Source organism: Rhodococcus jostii RHA1 (assembly GCF_000014565.1).
Taxonomy (GTDB): domain Bacteria; phylum Actinomycetota; class Actinomycetes; order Mycobacteriales; family Mycobacteriaceae; genus Rhodococcus_F; species Rhodococcus_F jostii_A.
This window is the reverse complement of record NC_008268.1, coordinates 6,983,853-7,003,144: the sequence shown is the minus strand read 5'-3', so window position 1 is coordinate 7,003,144 and position 19,292 is coordinate 6,983,853. Positions and strand designations below refer to the sequence as shown.

Sequence of the window (19,292 nt, the reverse complement as noted above, 5' to 3'; positions counted from 1 at the left end):
GCCGATGCCGAGGTCGGGCGCCGCCCCGCTACCGAACTCGTTCGCTGCTCAGCCGCGACCGGGCGTCCGGAGCACCGCCCCGCGCGGGCTGGCAAGATATCCGCATGAGCACAGCGACCCGATCCGTGGCGCCGCGCGCGCACGTTCTCGTCGCGGTGAAGGAACTCCACGCGGCCAAGACGCGGCTGTCGAGTGTCTTCGACACGGCCGACCGCACCGGACTGGTCCTGTCGATGCTGCGCGACACCCTGGCCGTCGTCAGCGACGTCGCGACAGTCGTCGGTGTCACCGTGGTCACGCCGGATCCCGCGGTGGCGCGGCTCGCGCGCAGTGTCGGCGCGCACGTCTACGCCGACCCCGCACCCGTTTCCGCCGAGGATCGGCCGGACGAGGGCGGCACCGAGCACAGCCTCAATGCGGCGCTGTCGGCGGCGGCCGAGCACGTCCGCCGCAACGAGCGCGGAGTCGACGTCGTCGCACTGCAGGCCGACCTTCCGTCTCTGCGCGGAGGCGAATTCGGTGAAGCACTCGCCGCGGCGAGAACCGGTGGCAGGTCGGTCGTCGTCGATCATCACGGCACCGGAACCGCCGCACTGTTCTCCTGCGACCCGGAGATTCCGCTCGATCCCCGGTTCGGACCGGGATCGGCGAAGCGGCATCTCGAGTCCGGGGCGCGGCCCCTCGACGGGCACTGGCCCGGTCTGCGAACCGACGTCGACACCGCCGACGATCTCGATGCCGCGCAGGCTCTCGGCGTCGGACCTGCGACGCGTGCCGCCCTCGACGCTCTCGAACACACCGACCCCTCGCGCTGCGGAAACGAGTAGGCCGCGCGCGCCGTGTGAATTTGCCCCATCGATTGTCGGCGGCCGAATTCTCGAGGGATGATCGTGGAGTGAGTAACCGAGAAGCACTCGACCAGCAGACCGACGTCGACGGAAAGAACGGAACCCGCGACAGCATCGTCACGGCCAATCCCACGAACGTTCCGATGGCGCCACCCGCTGCGACGAGTGCCCTCACCAGCGCGCTGACCGACGGACTCCCCGAAGATCGTTACCTGAACCGCGAACTCAGTTGGCTCGATTTCAATGCCCGTGTCCTCGCCCTCGCCGAGGACACGTCGCTGCCGTTGCTCGAGCGCGCCAAGTTCCTCGCCATCTTCGCGTCCAATCTCGACGAGTTCTTCATGGTCCGCGTGGCCGGACTCAAGCGTCGCGACGAGACCGGGCTGTCCGTGCGGTCCGCCGACGGTCTCTCCCCGCGCGAGCAGCTCTCGCTGATCGCGACCCGGACCCAGGAGATCTCGGAGAAGGCCGCACGGGTCTTCCTCGACTCCGTTCGTCCCGCGCTTGCCGCCGAAGGGATCTCCATCATCGGATGGGACGATCTCACCGACGACGACCGCGAGCGCTTGTCGGTGCATTTCCAGGACCAGATCTTCCCCGTGCTCACTCCGCTCGCCGTCGACCATGCCCACCCGTTCCCGTACATCAGCGGGCTGAGTCTCAACCTCGCGGTGACGGTGAAGGATGCGGTGACCGGTGGCGAACACTTTGCGAGGGTCAAGGTTCCGGACAACGTGGGCCGGTTCGTCCGCGTCCGCCGCGACGAAACGCCCTCCTCCATCGACGCGTTCCTGCCCCTGGAAGATCTGATCTCCGCTCACCTCGACATGCTGTTCCCGGGCATGGAGATCGTGGAGCACCACGCGTTCCGGATCACGCGCAACGCCGATTTCGAGGTCGAGGAAGACCGCGACGAGGATCTTCTGCAGGCCCTCGAGCGTGAGTTGGCCCGCCGCCGCTTCGGTTCACCGGTGCGGCTCGAGGTCGCGGACGACATGACCGAGCACATGCTCGAACTTCTCCTGCGCGAACTCGACGTCGATCCCGGCGACGTCATCCAGGTACCCGGATTGCTGGATCTGTCGTGCCTGTGGCAGGTGTACGCGGTCGATCGGCCCGCCCTCAAGGACGCACCGTTCGTCCCGGCAACGCATCCGGCGTTCGGCGAGAGAGAAACACCCAAGAGCGTCTTCTCCACACTCCGCGACGGCGACGTCCTGGTCCACCACCCGTACGACTCGTTCTCCACGAGCGTCCAGCGCTTCATCGAACAGGCCGCGGCCGACCCCCAGGTTCTGGCGATCAAGCAGACGCTCTACCGCACTTCGGGCGACTCCCCCATCGTCGATGCATTGATCACCGCCGCCGAGGAGGGCAAACAGGTTGTGGCACTGGTCGAGATCAAAGCGCGATTCGACGAGCAGGCGAACATCAAGTGGGCCCGCAAACTCGAACACGCGGGTGTGCACGTGGTGTACGGACTCGTCGGGCTCAAGACCCACTGCAAGACGTGTCTCGTGGTCCGTCGCGAAGGGTCCACCATCCGGCGTTACTGCCACATCGGTACCGGCAACTACAACCCGAAGACTGCCCGCCTGTACGAAGACATCGGCCTCCTCACCGCCGCACCCGAGATCGGCGCGGACCTCACCGACCTGTTCAATTCCCTCACCGGCTACTCGCGGAAGACGCAGTATCGCAACCTGCTCGTCGCGCCGTACGGTGTGCGCCGGGGAATCATCGAGCGGATCGACGGTGAGATCGCGCACAAACTGCGGGGCGAGGACGCCGGAATCCTGCTGAAGGCCAACGCCTTGGTCGACGAGCAGGTGATCGACTCGCTCTACCGCGCGTCCCGGGCCGGTGTGCCCGTCGAAATCGTCGTGCGTGGCATCTGCGCCCTCAAACCCGGAGTTCCCGGCCTGAGTGAGAACATCCACGTCCGGTCGATTCTCGGACGATTCCTCGAGCATTCCCGGGTGTTCCATTTCCGCGGCGCCGACGAATACTGGATCGGCAGCGCAGACATGATGCACCGCAACCTCGACCGACGCGTCGAGGTCATGGCGCAGGTGAAAGATCCTCGACTCACTGCTCAGATAGGCGAGATCGTCGACTCCGCGCTCGATCCCGTCACGCGGTGCTGGGTGCTCGGGTCCGACGGCCGGTGGGTTCCGTCGCCTGCCCGCGGCGAGGAGGTTCGCGACCACCAGGAGGCCATGATGCGCAAACGAATGGGCACCGGATCCTGATCGCGGCGAGTCCGCGGCAGAAGGAAGGAACTCGGTGAGCAGTTCACCCGGCAAACCGGTCAAAGCCAATATCTTCGCTGCTGGGGCAGTGCTGTGGCGAAAGTCTCCCGGCAATCCCGACGAGATCGAGATCGCGCTCATTCACCGGCCCAAATACGAGGACTGGTCATTTCCGAAGGGAAAGCTCGACCCCGGAGAGACCGCCGTGGTGGCCGCACTGCGTGAGGTGGAAGAAGAGACGGGTATTCGCGGGCGCCTCGGCCGGCATCTGGGCGCGTTGACATATCCGATTCCGGGCCACCGCCGATTGAAACGAGTCGAGTACTGGGCGGCAGAAGCCCGCGCCGGTGAATTCGTCTCCAACAGCGAAGTGGACGAGATGCGGTGGCTTCCCGTATCCGAGGTGGCCGATCAACTGTCGTATCCCATGGATCGCAAGATGCTCCGCCGATTCACGGCCCAGCCACCCGACACCGCGACCGTGCTCCTGGTCCGGCACGCCAAGGCTGGAAGCCGGAAGCGGTACAAGGGCGACGACACCACCCGGCCCCTGGATACGAACGGCCTACACCAGGCCGAGGCGCTCGTCCCGCAGCTCGAAGCGTTCGGGGCCACCGTCATCACGTCCGCCGACCGGACGCGGTGCACACAGACGGTCGAGCCGCTGGCGCGCGCGCTGGACACGACCGTCCGGTTGGATCCGCTGCTGTCCGAGGAGAGTTACACCGCCGACCCGGTGGCCACCCGCACGAGGGTCCGTAAGATCGCCGCTCTCGGCGGAGTTCAGGTGATCTGCAGTCAGGGAGGCGTCATTCCCGATCTGCTCGACTGGTGGGCGGAGAACGACGGCATCACACTTCCCCCGGCGCGGAACAGGAAGGCGAGCACCTGGGTGCTTTCGCTGTCCGGCGGCAAACTCATCGCCGCCGATCACATCGACAGTCCGCTGCCTCCCACTCGGAAGGACTGAGCCCTACCGGCCGGAGTTCACCGGGAGGCCAGGAGAACACTGACAGGCGCCAACCCCCAGGGTCGGCGCCTGTCAGTGTTCGGGCAGTCCCGTGTGCGCTGTATTACTTGGCGCGCTTCGCGGGAGCCTTCTTTGCTGCGGTCTTCTTGGCAGCCGTGGTCTTGGCCGGAGCCTTCTTGGCTGCAGTCTTCTTGGCTGCAGTCTTGGCCGGAGCCACCTTCTTCGCCACGGTCTTCTTCGCAGCCGTGGTCTTGGCCGGGGCCTTCTTGGCTGCAGTCTTCTTGGCTGCAGTCTTGGCCGGAGCCACCTTCTTCGCCACGGTCTTCTTCGCAGCCGTGGTCTTGGCCGGGGCCTTCTTGGCTGCGGTCTTCTTCGCGGCCGTGGTCTTGGCCGGGGCCGCCTTCTTGGCTGCGGTCTTCTTGGCAGCCGTCTTCTTTGCAGCAGCCTTCTTGGCGGCAGCCTTGGTGGCGGGCGCCGCTGCGCCGCGCTTGACTGCCGGACCGGTGGCCGGAAGCTTCTGGCCGCCAGCGATAACCGCCTTGAACTGAGCGCCCGGACGGAACGCCGGCACCGACGTCGGCTTGACCTTGACGGTCTCACCCGTGCGCGGGTTGCGTGCGACACGTGCTGCGCGACGACGCTGCTCGAAGACGCCGAAACCGGTGATGGTCACGCTGTCGCCGCGGTGCACTGCCCGGACGATCGTGTCCACGACATGCTCGACAGCTTCCGTTGCCGTGCGCCTGTCCGTGCCCAGTTTCTCGGTCAGAACATCGATGAGCTCTGCCTTATTCATTGAAATTCCTCCGCGAACTAATGGTCCATCATCGGACCGACTACGAACTACGGTAAACCTGAATACCGCAGGAGTCTATGTGCCACGCCAATTCTCATACAACGCGGCACCATTCTCAGGAACTTATTATCTGGCAGACAGGGCTCCTATTCCAACTTTCAGTCGGCAGGAGTGGGCTCCGGAAGAGTCGCAGGTTTCCAAGAAGGCCTTGACTTTTCGAACTCGGAAATGGCTTCTACCTGCCGTAATGTCAATCCGATGTCGTCCAGACCCTCGATCAGACGCCACCGCGTGTAGTCATCAATCGCAAAGGGCACCACGGTGGTTCCGGCCGTCACAGTCTTGTTCTCGAGGTCGACAATCAATTCGAGACCGGGTTGCTCGTCGAGCAACTTCCAGAGCAGTTCGACGTCCGACTGGGCCACCTGAGCGGCCAGCAGACCGGCCTTGCCGGCGTTCCCCCGGAAGATGTCGGCGAAGCGAGACGCGATCACGACCCGAAATCCGAAGTCGGATAGCGCCCACACGGCGTGCTCGCGGGAGGAGCCCGTGCCGAAATCGGGCCCGGCCACCAGAACGCTGCCCTTGTCGTACGGGGCGACGTTCAGAACGAAGTTCGGATCGTTCCGCCACGCGGCGAACAGACCGTCCTCGAAACCGGTGCGGGTCACTCGTTTCAGGTAGACCGCCGGAATGATCTGGTCCGTGTCCACGTTGGATCGCCGCAGCGGAACGCCGATACCTTTGTGTGTGCTAAAGGATTCCATCGAAAAATCTCCTAAATTCCTTGGGTCCTAGGCCAGATCTGTCGGCGCGGACAGTGTTCCCCGGACTGCGGTCGCGGCGGCGACCAGCGGCGAAACCAGGTGAGTCCGGCCGCCCTTGCCTTGACGGCCTTCGAAATTGCGGTTGGACGTGGAGGCCGAACGCTCGCCGGGCGCGAGCTGATCCGGGTTCATCCCGAGGCACATCGAGCACCCCGCCTGCCGCCATTCGGCGCCCGCGGCGGTGAAGATCTCGCCGAGACCCTCCTTTTCGGCCTGCGCACGAACGCGCATCGAGCCCGGCACGATCAGCATCCGGACCCCGTCGGCGACGTGGCGGCCACGCAACACGTCGGCCACGGCCCGCAGATCCTCGATCCGACCGTTGGTGCACGAACCCACGAAAACTGTGTCGATCGCCACCTCACGCAACGGAGTTCCGGCTTCGAGACCCATGTAGGTCAACGCCTTCTCCGCGGCGTGACGCTCGCTCTCGTCCACGATCTCGGCCGGATTCGGCACGGCCTCGCCGAGCGGCAGCCCCTGCCCCGGGTTGGTGCCCCAGGTCACGAACGGCGTCAGGGAACTCGCGTCGATGTGGACCTCGTTGTCGAAAACCGCACCCTCGTCGGTCTTCAACTGCTCCCAGGCCTCCACCGCGGCGTCCCAGTCGGCGCCCTTCGGCGCGTGGGGACGTCCCTTGATGAATTCGTAGGTGATCTCGTCGGGGGCGATCATGCCTGCCCGCGCACCCGCCTCGATGGACATGTTGCAGACGGTCATCCGCGCTTCCATCGACATCTTCCGGATCGCTTCGCCGCGGTACTCCAGGACGTAGCCCTGGCCTCCGCCCGTTCCGATCTTCGCGATGACGGCCAAAATGAGATCTTTACTCGTCACGCCGTCGGGCAATTCGCCGTCCACGGTGATCGCCATCGTCCGGAAAGGACGCAACGACAACGTCTGCGTCGCCATGACGTGTTCGACCTCACTGGTGCCGATGCCCATCGCGAGCGCGCCGAAGGCGCCGTGGGTGGACGTGTGGCTGTCACCGCACACCACGGTCATGCCGGGCTGGGTGAGACCCAGCTGGGGTCCGACGACGTGGACGATGCCCTGGTCGATGTTTCCCATCGGGTGCAGCCGGACACCGAATTCCTCACAGTTGCGCCGCAGCGTGTCCACCTGAGTCTTGGAGACGGGGTCGGCGATCGGCTTGTCGATGTCGACGGTGGGGACGTTGTGGTCCTCCGTGGCAATCGTCAGGTCGGGCCGGCGCAGCGGGCGCCCCGCCAGCCGAAGTCCGTCGAATGCCTGCGGACTCGTCACTTCGTGAACGAGATGCAGATCGATGTAGATGAGGTCGGGGTTGTCTCCCTCACCCCGGACCACGACGTGGTCGTCCCACACCTTCTCTGCCAGGGTGCGTGCTTTCTCCGCCATCTTCTCCACCTCTGTGTGTCCTCTCGCACCGCGGGCTTCGGGCCGGTCCGCCGTGCGCTTGATGTCGTTACCCTCTTCCCGGACACGCACTCGACGTGAGACGAAGGTGCGCTATGATCCCAGTATGCGAGAAAGTGGTATCGACCTATGAGACAGCATAGCGGCATCGGAGTCCTTGACAAAGCGGTGGGCGTGCTGCATGCCGTGGCCGAGAAGCCCTGCAGCCTCACCGAACTGTGCTCGCGCACCGGACTCCCCCGCGCCACCGCCCACCGGCTGGCCGTCGGGCTCGAGGTCCACCGCCTCTTGACCCGCGACTCCGACGGGCTGTGGTGCCCCGGTCCCGGCCTCGCCGAACTCGCTGCAACGGCTAACGATCCGCTCGTCTCGGCGGCGGCGCTCGTCCTTCCGCGGCTGCGCGAGATCACCGGTGAGAGCGTGCAGTTGTACCGCCGGGAAGGCACCCAGCGCATCTGTGTGGCGGCGATGGAGCCGCCCACGGGTCTCCGCGACACCGTTCTCGTCGGGGCACGACTGCCGATGAGCGCCGGCTCGGGCGCCAAGGTCCTTCTCGCCTGGGCCGACCCACAGACCCAGCGCGCGATCCTTCCCGACGCGGCGTTCGGCGAACGCGTGCTGCTCGAGGTCCGCAGGCGCGGCTGGGCACAGAGCGCCGCCGAGCGGGAACCCGGTGTCGCCAGTGTCGCCGCACCCGTGCGGGATGCCGGCGGCGCTGTCATCGCAGCAATTTCGGTGTCCGGTCCCATCGACAGAATGGGCAGGCGACCCGGCGCCCGGTGGGCGGCCGACCTTCTCGCCGCCGCCGAGGCGTTGCACAAGAGGCTCTGATCGACCACGACCGACGTTCACCGCGACAGGAGAAGCCGATGGGGAAGAACCAACGATCGCAGATCACGATGACGGATTCGGAGATCGCCGAATTCGTGGATCGGAGCCGGATCGCCACGCTCGCAACGGTGGCAGCGGACGGCCGGTCCCATCTGGTCGCCATGTGGTACGCCGTGATCGACGGCGAGATCTGGTTCGAGACGAAGTCGAAATCGCAGAAGGCGGTCAACCTGCGCCGTGACGACCGCGTCACCGTCCTGATCGAGGACGGCCAGACGTACGACACCCTGCGCGGAATCTCCGTCGAGGGCCGGGCGGAGATCGTGGAGGACCCGGACGCGATGTTCGCGGTCGGCGTCAGCGTGTGGGAACGGTACACCGGGCCCTACACCGACGATCTGCGTCCCGCCATCGATCAGCTGCTGCACAAGCGGGTTGTCGTGCGGATCGTTCCCGAGCGCATCAGAAGCTGGGATCACGCCAAGCTCGGCCTGCCCGCGATGCCGGTGGGCGGGACCACGGCCGCGTACCTGGAGACGGCCGACCGCCGCGCCTGACACCGCGCAGAAAAAACGGGAGCATTCTCGGTGCCCTCGGCGTAGCTTCACAGAGTGAACCGGCTACCCGAGGGAGTTCACCATGACCGACGCCAGTAACGAGGACACGAAAAAGAAATTCCGCGAAGCACTCGAGCGGAAGAATCATCAGGCCGGACTGTCCACCGATCACAAGGACGGACATTCCAAGGCGCACGAGGCGCATGGGCCTGCCGACCACAAACGCGAATTCCGCCGCAAGACGGGATAAACGACATATCGTCCGGATAAAAAGAAACACCCTCCAATTTCTTGGAGGGTGTTTCTTTTTGTAGCCCCGACGGGATTCGAACCCGCGCTACCGCCTTGAGAGGGCGGCGTCCTAGGCCGCTAGACGACGGGGCCAGGAACTTTGTCTTGCTTTGGAAGCTCAGCAAGCATAGCTTCCAGAAGTTCGGAGTCAAAATCGGCCGAACTTCCGCTGGGGTACCAGGACTCGAACCTAGAATGGCGGTACCAGAAACCGCTGTGTTGCCAATTACACCATACCCCAATGGCCGTTCTCGAACCGCTGAGCTTCTGGGCTCTGCGGCCCGCCTCGGGCCGAAGAAGAGATTACCAGCCTACTGCCGGGATTTACCAAATCGTCTGGTCAGAGGCTGTTTTTACACCCTTTTCGGCCCGAGAGCGGCGTCCTAGCCGGCGACGCCGGCCCGCGCAGAGCGCAGCCGGGACAGCGACACGTCGCGTCCGAGCAGTTCCATCGATTCGTAGAGCGGCGGGCTGATGTGCGAGCCCGTCACGGCCACACGAACCGGCGCGAACGCCTTACGTGGCTTGAGGCCCAGTTCGTCCACGAGAGCGGTCTTGAGGGCCTCTTCCAGTGAGGCCGCATCCCATGCCTCGACTGCGTCCAGCGACGCGAGGGCGGCGTCGAGAACCGGTGCGGAGTCGGCGCCCAGGTTCTTGGCAGCGGCGGCCGGGTCGATCGCGAAGTCGGCCTCGTCGACGAACAGGAACTTCAGCAGATCCCAGGCGTCGGACAGGACCACGATGCGCGTCTGGACCAGTTCGGCGGCGGTCGCGAAGACGGACTCGTCCACGGTCTCCCCGAGATGACCGTGGAGCGTCAGGAACGCGCGCAGGCGCGCGGCGAAATCAGCGGGCTCGAGCAGCCGGATGTGCTCGGCGTTGATCGCGTCGGCCTTTTTCTGGTCGAACCGGGCCGGATTGGAATTGACCTTGGAGATATCGAAGGCGGCGACCATCTCGTCCAGCGAGAACACGTCGTGGTCGTCGGAAATGCCCCAGCCCAGCAGCGCCAGGTAATTCAACAATCCCTCCGGAACGAAACCGCGGTCTCGATGGATGAAGAGGTTCGACTCGGGATCGCGCTTGGACAGTTTCTTGTTGCCCTGCCCCATGACGAACGGCAGATGCCCGAACCTCGGAGTGAAATCGGCCACGCCGATCCGCTGCATCGCCTCGTAGAGGGCGAGCTGCCGCGGCGTCGACGACAGCAGGTCCTCGCCGCGCAGCACGTGTGTGATCTTCATCAACGCGTCGTCGACCGGGTTGACCAACGTGTACAGCGGAATCCCGTTGCCGCGGGTGAGGGCGAAGTCGGGAACGGTTCCGGCCTTGAACGTCGTCTCGCCGCGCACGAGGTCGTCCCACGTCAGGTCGTGGTCCGGCATCCGCAGCCGGACCACGGGCTTGCGGCCCTCGTCGAGGAACGCCTGTCGCTGATCCGGCGTCAGATCACGATCGAAGTTGTCGTAGCCGAGCTTGGGATCGCGGCCGGCCGCCTTGTGCCGCTCCTCGACCTCCTCGGGCGTCGAGAACGACTCGTACGCCTCGCCCGCCGCGAGCAGTTTCGCGACGACGTCCAGATGCAGGTCCCGTCGCTGGGACTGACGGTAGGGCTCGTACGGTCCCCCGACCTCGGGGCCCTCGTCCCAGTTCAATCCGAGCCAGCGCAGCGCGTCCAGGATCGCCTGGTACGACTCCTCGCTGTCACGGGCAGCATCGGTGTCCTCGATGCGGAACACGAACGACCCACCGTTGTGACGGGCGAACGCCCAGTTGAACAGGGCGGTTCGGACGAGCCCCACATGCGGGGTTCCGGTGGGCGACGGGCAGAAACGGACGCGAACTTCGCTTGTGGTCATGGCTCACTTGGGTCGACGCTGGGAAAACGGACTCCTACAGGCTAGTCCGCTCCCGATGTCGACACGAGAGCCGTCAGCGCTTGGCGGTCACCGGATTGGTGAGGGTGCCGATGCCACCGATGGTCACGCTCACGCTCTGGCCGTCCACGATCGGACCGACGCCTTCCGGGGTACCCGTGAGAATGACGTCGCCCGGGAGCAGCGTCATGACGGCCGACACCCATTCGATGATCTTCGGAATGTCGTGCAGCAGAAGCGAAGTGTTGCTCCGCTGCTTCACCACTCCGTCCACCTCGGTGGTGATGTCGACGTCGGACGCGTCGAGCTGGGTCTCGATCCACGGTCCCAGTGGGCAGAACGTGTCGTGGCCCTTCGCTCTCGTCCACTGCCCGTCGTGGCGCTGGTGGTCACGGGCCGTCACGTCGTTGGCGGCGGTGTACCCGAGCACCACGTCGAGGGCCTTGGCTGCGGGCACATCCTTGCAGGGGCGCCCGATGACGACCGCGAGTTCTCCTTCGTAGTGAACTTCATTGGAGGACTTCGGCAGGACGATTGCGGCGTCGGGGCCCACGATCGAGGTGTTGGGCTTGAGGAAGATCACAGGATCGGCCGGCGCCTCTCCCCCCATCTCGGCGGCGTGGGCGGCGTAGTTCTTTCCGATCGCGACGACCTTGCTGGCGAGGATCGGTGCCAGCAGTCGCACGTCGGCGAGCGGCCAACTCCGGCCGGTGAAAGTGGGGGTGCCGAACGGGTGCTCGGCGATCTCCTTCGCGATCCGGGACTCCTCGTCCCCCTCGATACTGACGAACGCAACACCATCGGGACTTGCCACTCGACCAAGACGCATGGCGCCGAGTCTATCGGCCCGGGTTCAGCGCCGTGCCGGGACGCCGAGGGACGCTGGGTATAGACTCCGTATGCTCCCCAATATATGAGACTGCAATCCTAGATATTGAGATAACATGACTGCATCGATCGACACGCCGTCCGCCGTCGGAACTGCCCGCAGATGGTGGATGCTCACCCTCGGGATGTTCGCCCAGGCCGCACAGGCGGTCTTCGTCAACGGCGTCGCCTTCCTGATCCCCGAACTCCAGGAGAATCACGGGCTCAGCCTCGCCCGCACCGGACTCCTCGTCGCCGCACCCACCCTCGGAGTCATGCTGACGCTGATCGCGTGGGGCGCCCTCGCCGATCGCTACGGCGAACGCCGAGTGCTGGCCGCCGGGATGGCGGCCACGGCGGCTGCGGGAATCGGCGCGGCCCTGTCCGGATCACTCACGGCCACCGCGGCCTTCCTGCTGCTCGGCGGCATGGCGGCCGCCTCGGCGAATGCCGCGAGCGGACGCGTCGTCGTCGGATGGTTCCCGCCCGAGCGCCGCGGACTGGCGATGGGTATCCGGCAGATGTCGCTGCCGCTCGGCATTGCCTGCGCTGCGCTGACGCTGCCCTCGGTCGCACACGACCACGGCATCGGATGGGCGCTCGCGCTGCCCGCCATCCTGTGCGCGACCGCCGCGCTGGCCTGTGCACTCTGGGTTGTCGATCCGCCCAGGCCGAGCCGAAGCGCCGCGGCGGATCTCGGCATGCTCGCGAATCCGTATCGCGACAGCAGCACACTGTGGCGCATCCACGCCGTCTCGGTGCTGCTCGTCGTGCCCCAGTACACGGTGTGGACCTACGCGCTCGTGTGGCTGATCTCCGAAAGGCATTGGGAAGCAACGGCGGCAGGCCTGATCGTGACGTTCGCCCAGATCCTCGGCGCGTTCGGCCGGATGGGAGTCGGTTTCTGGTCCGACGTGGTGGGCAGTCGTATGCGTCCGCTTCGCTGGGTCGCCCTCGCCGGCGGAGTGTCCATGGTGGCGCTCGCCGTGACGGATGCGATGGATACACCGGTGGCGATCGTGGCGCTGCTCGCGGCGTCGGTCGCGACGGTGGCACCGAACGGCCTCGCCTTCACCGCCGTCGCCGAGATCGCGGGCCCGTTCTGGGGCGGACGCGCGCTCGGTGTCCAGAACACCGGTCAGTTCGTCGCGGCCTCGATCGTTCCCCCGGTGTTCGGCGCACTGATCGGAATCGTCGGTTTCCCGGTGACTTTCGCCATAGCTGCGGCATTTCCGGCAGCCTCGATACCACTGATCCCTGTGGCCCGGTCCGAAGACCGGGCCACAGGGATCGAGGGAGACAAGATCGAATCGCGGTCCTAGAGGGCGGCGGCGATCCGGTCGCCGACCTCCGACGTGACGACCTTCGAGTCGCCGCGGGACGCCAGATCGGCCTCGACGGCAGCTTCGATGCGCGCGGCATCGCCGTCCCGGCCGAGGTGACGCAGCAGCAGCGCCGCGGACAGGATGGCCGCCGTGGGATCCGCGATCCCCTGGCCGGCGATGTCCGGGGCGCTGCCGTGCACCGGCTCGAACATCGACGGGTTCGTCCCCGACGCGTCGATGTTCCCCGACGCCGCCAGTCCGATGCCTCCCGTGACCGCACCCGCGAGGTCGGTGATGATGTCGCCGAACAGGTTGTCCGTGACGATCACGTCGAATCGCGACGGATCGGTGACCATGTAGATGGTGGCCGCGTCGATGTGGCAGTACGCCGTCTCCACGTCCGGGTATTCGGCCGACACCGTCTCCACGGCACGCGTCCAGATCGCACCGGCGTTGGAGAGGACGTTCGTCTTGTGGATCAGGGTGACGTGCTTACGCCGGGTCTGCGCGAGCGCGAACGCGTACCGCACCACCCGCTCGGCACCGAACCACGTGTTGATCGACACCTCGGTCGCGATCTCGTGCGGGGTGCCGACGCGAATCGCGCCACCGTTGCCGGTGTACGGACCCTCGGTGCCCTCGCGCACGACCACGAAGTCGATGTCCGGCTGCGCCGCGAGCGGCGACTTCGACCCCGGATAGAGCTGCGACGGACGCAGATTCACGTGATGATCCAACGCGAATCGCATGTTCAGCAGCAGCCCCCGCTCGAGCACACCCGGGGTCACCGACGGGTCGCCGATGGCGCCCAGCAGAATCGCGTCGTGCTCGCGGATCGCCGCGAGATCGGCATCCGGGAGCAGTTCCCCGGTGGCGTTGTATCGACGGGCACCGAGGTCGTACTCGGTGGTCTGGAGATCGGGTACGAGCTTCCGCAGCACCTTCAGTGCCTCGGCCGTGACCTCGACACCGATGCCGTCACCCGGAATGACCGCAAGCTTCATGAACGCCTCACTTCACATAGAGCTGTGCGCGTGCCACGACAACGGGGGTCGTGACACGCGCACAGTGGGGATTAGGCCAGGTTGACGAGCTCGATCTTGGTGGCGCCGACGGCGGTGGAGATCGCGTCCCGCACCTCGCTCGGCACCTCCCGGTCGACGCGGAGGAGGATGGTCGCGCCCTCGCCCTCGGCGTCCTGGCTGAGCTGCGCAGCCTGGATGTCGATGCCGGCGTTGCCGAGCTGCGTGCCGATCTTGCCCAGCGCGCCGGGCTGATCGGTGTAGTTCACCACCAGGTTGAGACCCTCGGCGCGCAGTTCGAAGTTGCGGCCGTTGATGTTGACGATCTTCTCGACCTGCTGCGGGCCGGTCAGCGTGCCCGAGACGTTGATGACGCTGCCGTCGCCGAACACGGCGCGCAGGTCCACCACGCTGCGGTGGTTGGGGCTTTCGGCGGCTTTGGTGACCTCGGCCGTGACGCCGCGCTCTTCCGCGAGTGCGGGAGCATTGACGAACGTGACCGCGTCCTCGATGACGGCGGAGAACACACCGCGCAGAGCCGAGAGCGCGAGCACCTCGACGTCCTCGGAGGCCAGCTCGCCGCGTACGTCGACCGAGAGGTTGACGGGCAGTTCACCCGACAGGGCCCCGATGAGCACACCCTGCTTGCGGACGATCTCGAGCCACGGGGCAACTTCCTCGCCCACGGCGCCACCCGACACGTTGACGGCGTCGGGAACGAAATCGCCTGCGAGAGCGAGCAGTACGGACTTCGCGACGTCGGTTCCGGCGCGGTCCTGAGCCTCGGTCGTGGAGGCACCGAGGTGCGGCGTCACGACGACCTCGGGCAGGTCGAACAACGGGCTGTCGGTGCAGGGCTCGGTCTCGAACACGTCGAGGCCCGCGGCGCGCACGTGACCCGACTTGATGGCCTCGGCCAGCGCTGCCTCGTCGATCAGACCGCCACGGGCGGCGTTGACGATGACGACGCCCTTCTTGGTCTTCGCCAGGTTCTCCGTGCCGAGCAGTCCCTTGGTCTCGGGAGTCTTGGGGAGGTGCACAGAGATGAGGTCGGCCCGCTCGAGCAGTTCGTCGAGGGTGACGAGCTCGATGCCGAGCTGCGCGGCACGGGCGGCCGACACGTAGGGGTCGTACGCGATGACGTGCGTCTCGAACGCGGCGAGCCGCTGCGCGAACAGCTGGCCGATGCGGCCGAGGCCGACGACGCCGACGGTCTTGCCGAAGATCTCGACACCGTTGAACTTGCTGCGCTTCCATTCACGGTCGCGCAGGGTGGCGTCGGCCGCGGGGATCTGGCGCGCGGTGGCGAGCATCAGTGCGACGGCGTGCTCGGCTGCCGTGTGGATGTTGGAGGTCGGCGCGTTGACGACCATGACACCACGCTCGGTGGCGGCGGCCACGTCGACGTTGTCGAGGCCGACGCCGGCCCGGGCGACGATCTTGAGCTTGGTACCGGCCGCCAGGACCTCGGCGTCCACGGTGGTGGCGGAACGGACGAGGATCGCGTCGGCCTCGGGCACCGCCGCGAGCAGGGCCGGGCGATCAGGTCCGTCGACCCATCGCACCTCCACACCGTCGCCCAATGCCTCGACGGTGGACGGCGCGAGCTTGTCGGCGATCAGAACTACAGGACGGCCTGGCTGGCTCACGTGCAAACTCCCTGAATAGGTGGGTGTGGGGGTGTTTTAACCACACACAGCTTAGTCCGCCCTGACAGGGAAACCGCATCCTGGTCTGCAATACCACATAGTGGACGCCTGCAACAACGGAATCGGACACGAAACAACACCGGCCCAATGTCACATCGGGGGCCTCTGACGAGACCGATGCGGCATCGGGCCGGTGGTTCGGTGGAACAGAAAAGCAGTGAAACCTAGGCGGTTTCGGTGATCGGCCGGTCGACCCAGCTCATCAGGTCGCGCAGCTTCTTGCCGGTGACCTCGATCGGGTGCTCGGCGTTGGCCTTGCGCAGGCCCTCGAGCTCGGTGTTGCCGTTCTCGACGTTGGCGACGAGGCGGCGGGTGAACTCACCCGACTGGATGTCGGCCAGGATCGCCTTCATCCGCTCCTTGGTGCCGGCGTCGATGACGCGCGGGCCGGAGAGGTAGCCACCGAACTCCGCGGTGTCGGACACCGAGTAGTTCATGCGGGCGATGCCACCCTCGTACATGAGGTCGACGATGAGCTTGAGCTCGTGCAGCACCTCGAAGTACGCCATCTCGGGCGCGTAGCCGGCCTCGACCATGACCTCGAAACCGGTCTTGACCAGTTCCTCGGTGCCGCCACAGAGCACGGCCTGCTCGCCGAAGAGGTCCGTCTCGGTCTCTTCCTTGAACGTGGTCTTGATGACGCCGGCGCGGGTGCCGCCGATGCCCTTGGCGTAGGACAGCGCGAGGGCCTGGCCCTCACCCTTCGGGTCCTGGTCGATCGCGATGAGCGCGGGAACACCCTTGCCGTCGACGAACTGACGACGCACCAGGTGGCCGGGGCCCTTGGGGGCGACCATGCCGACGGTGACGAACTCCGGAGCCTTGATCAGGTCGAAGTGGATGTTGAGGCCGTGTCCGAAGAACAGCGCGTCGCCGTCCTTCAGGTTGGGCTCGATGTCATTGGTGAAGATCGACGCCTGCGCGGTGTCGGGTGCGAGCACCATGATCACGTCGGCCCACTCGGAGACCTCGGCGGGGGTACCGACGGTCAGGCCCTGCTCCTCGGCCTTCGCGCGGGACTTCGAGCCTTCCTTGAGGCCGATACGCACATCGACGCCCGAGTCGCGCAGGCTCAGCGAGTGCGCGTGGCCCTGGCTTCCGTAACCGATCACAGCGACCTTACGGCCCTGGATGATCGACAGATCGGCATCGTCGTCGTAGAACATCTCGACTGCCACAGTTCAACCTCTTTCTTGGATTTGCGTATCTAAAGTACTAGCGAGTGGCCGTGATGGACTTCGGCCCCCGTCCCACGGCCACGACCCCGGACTGCACGATCTCCCGGATACCGTACGGATCGAGCATCCGCAGCAGCGCATCCAGCTTGGATCGCGTCCCAGTCGCCTCGATCGTGACCGACTCCGGGGAGACGTCGATCACCTTGGCGCGGAACAGATTCACCGTCTCGATCACCTGCGTGCGCACGCTGGCGTCGGCTCGCACCTTGATGAGCACCAGCTCGCGGGCGACGGAGGCCTCACCGTCCTGCTCGACGATCTTGATGACGTTGATGAGCTTGTTGAGCTGCTTGGTCACCTGCTCGAGCGGGAACTCGTCGACGGTCACGACGATGGTCATGCGGGAGATCTCGGGAAGCTCGGTGCCACCGACGGCGAGCGACTCGATGTTGAACCCACGACGCGAGAACAGCGCGGCCACCCTGGCCAGCACGCCCGGCTTGTCCTCGACGAGAACACTGAGGGTGTGGCTGGTGCTCACTGATCTTCCTCCCCGGCCGCTGCGGCCGTGCCCGAACGCTGCTCGCGCTCCATGGCCTCGTGAATGACGGCCGGCTCGGCGGCCGCCTCGTCGTCGTCGAACAGCGGACGGATGCCCCGCGCCGCCATGATCTCGTCGTTGCTCGTGCCCGCAGCGACCATCGGCCACACCTGGGCGTCGGCGCCGACGATGAAGTCGATCACCACCGGCTTGTCGTTGATGGCCTGCGCCTCACGGATCGCCGCCTCGACGTCTTCTTCGCGCTCGACGCGAATGCCGTGGCAGCCCAACGCCTCCGCCAGCTTGACGAAGTCGGGGATGCGGATTGCGCCATGCGTGCCGAGGTTGGTGTTGGAGTAGCGCTCGTCGTAGAACAGCGTCTGCCACTGGCGCACCATGCCGAGGTTGCCGTTGTTGATGAGCGCAACCTTGATCGGGATGCCCTCGAGCGCGCAGGTGGCGAGTTCCTGATTGGTCATCTGGAAGCAGCCGTCACCGTCGATGGCCCACACCTCGGTGTCGGGCATGCCCATCTTGGCGCCCATCGCGGCGGGAACGGCGTAGCCCATCGTGCCGAGACCGCCGGAGTTCAGCCAGGTGCGCGGCTTTTCGTAGTTGACGAACTGCGCCGCCCACATCTGGTGCTGTCCGACGCCGGCGCAGTAGATCGCGTCGGGACCGGCGAGCTTGCCGACCGCCTGGATCACGTACTCCGGGGACAGCGCCCCGTCGGAGGGACGGTCGTAGCTGAGCGGGTACGTGCGACGGATTCCGTCGAGGTACGCCCACCACTCGGTGAGGTCCAGCGTGGTTCCCGTGGCCAGGTCGGCCTTGATCGCCTCGATCAGTTCGACGATGACCTCTTTGCAGTCGCCGACGATCGGGACGTCCGCGTACCGGTTCTTGCCGATCTCCGCCGGGTCGATGTCGGCGTGGATGACCTTGGCATCGGGGGCGAACGAATCGAGCTGACCGGTGACGCGGTCGTCGAAGCGCGCACCGAGCGTGATCAGCAGGTCGCTGCGCTGCAGTGCCGCCACCGCCGCGACCGTGCCGTGCATGCCGGGCATGCCGCAGTTCAGCGTGTGGCTGTCCGGGAACGCGCCGCGCGCCATGAGGGTGGTGACCACCGGAATGCCAGTGAGCTCGGCCAGTTCGAGCAGTTCCGGAGACGATTCCGACTTGATGACGCCGCCACCGACGTACAGCACCGGGTGCTTCGCGTCGGCGATCAGGCGGGCCGCCTCGCGGACCTGCTTGCCGTGCGGCTTGGTGACGGGACGGTATCCGGGCAGCCGCATCTCCGGCGGCCACGAGAACGTGGTCTGCGCCTGGAGGACGTCCTTCGGGATGTCGACGAGCACCGCGCCGGGACGACCGCTGGAGGCGAGGTAGAAGGCCTCCGCGATGATCCGGGGGATGTCGACGCCGTCGGTGATGAGGAAGTTGTGCTTGGTGATCGGCATCGTGATGCCGGAGATGTCGGCTTCCTGGAACGCGTCCGTGCCGATGAGACTGCGGCCGACCTGGCCGGTGATGGCCACGACCGGAACGGAGTCCATCTGCGCGTCGGCGAGCGGCGTCACGAGGTTGGTCGCACCGGGACCGGACGTCGCCATACAGACGCCGACCTTGCCGGTCGCCTGGGCGTACCCGGTGGCGGCGTGGCCTGCGCCCTGCTCGTGACGGACGAGCACGTGCCGGACCTTCTTCGAGTCGAAGAGCGGGTCGTAGACAGGCAGAACGGCACCACCCGGAATGCCGAATACCGTGTCGACCTCGAGCTCCTCGAGGGCTCGGACCACGGACTGGGCGCCGCTGACCCGCTCGGGGGCGAGTTGGCGGCGGCTACCGGTCTGAGTCGCGGCGGCCGCGGTCGTCGGGCTTGCTGCCCCCGACTTGCGCGGCGTGGGTTGAGGCCGTGCGGTTGGTGCGCTCACTGGGAAATCCTCTGATTCTGGCTCCGGGCAACAAAAAACCCCCGTCAGCTGATGCTGTACGAG

The 19,292-nt window shown here is 66.1% G+C and carries 17 protein-coding genes and 2 tRNA genes; 7 read left to right on the top strand and 12 right to left on the bottom strand.

Annotated elements, in window-relative coordinates; all coding sequences use genetic code 11:
• The first annotated feature begins 125 nt into the window (after positions 1-125).
• The 3 genes from cofC to RHA1_RS31800 all read left to right on the top strand — a co-directional run bounded on the left by cofC (position 126) and on the right by RHA1_RS31800 (position 4,070).
• Complete coding sequence (gene cofC, locus RHA1_RS31810; RefSeq protein WP_011598381.1) at positions 126-827, top strand: 2-phospho-L-lactate guanylyltransferase; 702 nt, start codon at positions 126-128, stop codon at positions 825-827.
• A gap of 68 nt (positions 828-895) precedes the next feature.
• Complete coding sequence (locus RHA1_RS31805; protein WP_009479689.1) at positions 896-3,100, top strand: RNA degradosome polyphosphate kinase; 2,205 nt, start codon at positions 896-898, stop codon at positions 3,098-3,100.
• Positions 3,101-3,134: 34 nt separating this feature from the next.
• Positions 3,135-4,070 carry an NUDIX hydrolase gene (locus tag RHA1_RS31800; protein ID WP_009479688.1) on the top strand — a complete coding sequence of 312 codons (936 nt, stop codon included), beginning with the start codon at positions 3,135-3,137 and terminating at the stop codon, positions 4,068-4,070.
• 103 nt (positions 4,071-4,173) lie between these two features.
• On the opposite strand, the gene RHA1_RS31795 is transcribed toward RHA1_RS31800, so the two are convergent.
• The 3 genes from RHA1_RS31795 to leuC all read right to left on the bottom strand — a co-directional run bounded on the left by RHA1_RS31795 (position 4,174) and on the right by leuC (position 7,082).
• Positions 4,174-4,866: an HU family DNA-binding protein gene (locus RHA1_RS31795; RefSeq protein WP_011598380.1), complete on the bottom strand. Its 693-nt coding sequence runs from the start codon at positions 4,864-4,866 to the stop codon at positions 4,174-4,176.
• Between the two features lie 158 nt (positions 4,867-5,024).
• A complete protein-coding gene (gene leuD, locus RHA1_RS31790; RefSeq protein WP_005240402.1) occupies positions 5,025-5,633 on the bottom strand; it encodes a 3-isopropylmalate dehydratase small subunit in 609 nt (202 codons plus the stop codon).
• A 27-nt stretch (positions 5,634-5,660) separates the two neighbouring features.
• The gene (gene leuC, locus RHA1_RS31785; protein ID WP_009479685.1) at positions 5,661-7,082 is read right to left on the bottom strand and encodes a 3-isopropylmalate dehydratase large subunit; all 1,422 of its coding nucleotides are present in this window, start codon (positions 7,080-7,082) and stop codon (positions 5,661-5,663) included.
• Between the two features lie 138 nt (positions 7,083-7,220).
• Between leuC and RHA1_RS31780 the strand changes: the two genes are divergently transcribed.
• From RHA1_RS31780 to RHA1_RS50675, 3 genes are all read left to right on the top strand, one after another.
• Positions 7,221-7,922, top strand: a complete 702-nt coding sequence (locus RHA1_RS31780; RefSeq protein ID WP_005240398.1) for an IclR family transcriptional regulator — start codon at positions 7,221-7,223, stop codon at positions 7,920-7,922.
• 38 nt (positions 7,923-7,960) lie between these two features.
• Positions 7,961-8,479: a pyridoxamine 5'-phosphate oxidase family protein gene (locus tag RHA1_RS31775; RefSeq protein ID WP_011598378.1), complete on the top strand. Its 519-nt coding sequence runs from the start codon at positions 7,961-7,963 to the stop codon at positions 8,477-8,479.
• An 82-nt stretch (positions 8,480-8,561) separates the two neighbouring features.
• Positions 8,562-8,729, top strand: a complete 168-nt coding sequence (locus tag RHA1_RS50675) for a DUF5302 domain-containing protein (RefSeq protein WP_005240394.1) — start codon at positions 8,562-8,564, stop codon at positions 8,727-8,729.
• Between the two features lie 61 nt (positions 8,730-8,790).
• Here RHA1_RS50675 and RHA1_RS31770 read toward each other — a convergent pair.
• From RHA1_RS31770 to RHA1_RS31755, 4 genes are all read right to left on the bottom strand, one after another.
• Positions 8,791-8,863, bottom strand: a tRNA-Glu gene (locus RHA1_RS31770).
• A gap of 76 nt (positions 8,864-8,939) precedes the next feature.
• Positions 8,940-9,011, bottom strand: a tRNA-Gln gene (locus tag RHA1_RS31765).
• 142 nt (positions 9,012-9,153) lie between these two features.
• The gene (gene gltX / locus RHA1_RS31760) at positions 9,154-10,629 is read right to left on the bottom strand and encodes a glutamate--tRNA ligase (protein WP_011598377.1); all 1,476 of its coding nucleotides are present in this window, start codon (positions 10,627-10,629) and stop codon (positions 9,154-9,156) included.
• Positions 10,630-10,702: 73 nt separating this feature from the next.
• Positions 10,703-11,476: a fumarylacetoacetate hydrolase family protein gene (locus tag RHA1_RS31755; protein ID WP_009479681.1), complete on the bottom strand. Its 774-nt coding sequence runs from the start codon at positions 11,474-11,476 to the stop codon at positions 10,703-10,705.
• Positions 11,477-11,591: 115 nt separating this feature from the next.
• Between RHA1_RS31755 and RHA1_RS31750 the strand changes: the two genes are divergently transcribed.
• Entirely contained in the window at positions 11,592-12,836 is a 1,245-nt protein-coding gene (locus RHA1_RS31750) for an MFS transporter (protein ID WP_011598376.1), read from the top strand.
• Here the strand turns inward: RHA1_RS31750 and RHA1_RS31745 are convergent.
• The 5 genes from RHA1_RS31745 to RHA1_RS31725 all read right to left on the bottom strand — a co-directional run bounded on the left by RHA1_RS31745 (position 12,833) and on the right by RHA1_RS31725 (position 19,229).
• On the bottom strand, positions 12,833-13,843 hold the full coding sequence (locus tag RHA1_RS31745) for a 3-isopropylmalate dehydrogenase (RefSeq protein ID WP_011598375.1): 1,011 nt from the start codon (positions 13,841-13,843) through the stop codon (positions 12,833-12,835). The two genes, RHA1_RS31750 and RHA1_RS31745, sit on opposite strands and share 4 nt — an antisense overlap.
• Before the next feature lie 71 nt (positions 13,844-13,914).
• Positions 13,915-15,510, bottom strand: coding sequence for a phosphoglycerate dehydrogenase (gene serA, locus RHA1_RS31740; protein WP_011598374.1), 1,596 nt, complete (start codon positions 15,508-15,510; stop codon positions 13,915-13,917).
• A 224-nt stretch (positions 15,511-15,734) separates the two neighbouring features.
• Complete coding sequence (ilvC, locus tag RHA1_RS31735; protein ID WP_009479677.1) at positions 15,735-16,748, bottom strand: ketol-acid reductoisomerase; 1,014 nt, start codon at positions 16,746-16,748, stop codon at positions 15,735-15,737.
• A 37-nt stretch (positions 16,749-16,785) separates the two neighbouring features.
• Entirely contained in the window at positions 16,786-17,289 is a 504-nt protein-coding gene (ilvN, locus tag RHA1_RS31730) for an acetolactate synthase small subunit (protein WP_005240383.1), read from the bottom strand.
• A complete protein-coding gene (locus tag RHA1_RS31725) occupies positions 17,286-19,229 on the bottom strand; it encodes an acetolactate synthase large subunit (protein WP_011598373.1) in 1,944 nt (647 codons plus the stop codon). The genes ilvN and RHA1_RS31725 overlap by 4 nt, the downstream gene beginning before the upstream one ends.
• Positions 19,230-19,292: the final 63 nt, after the last annotated feature.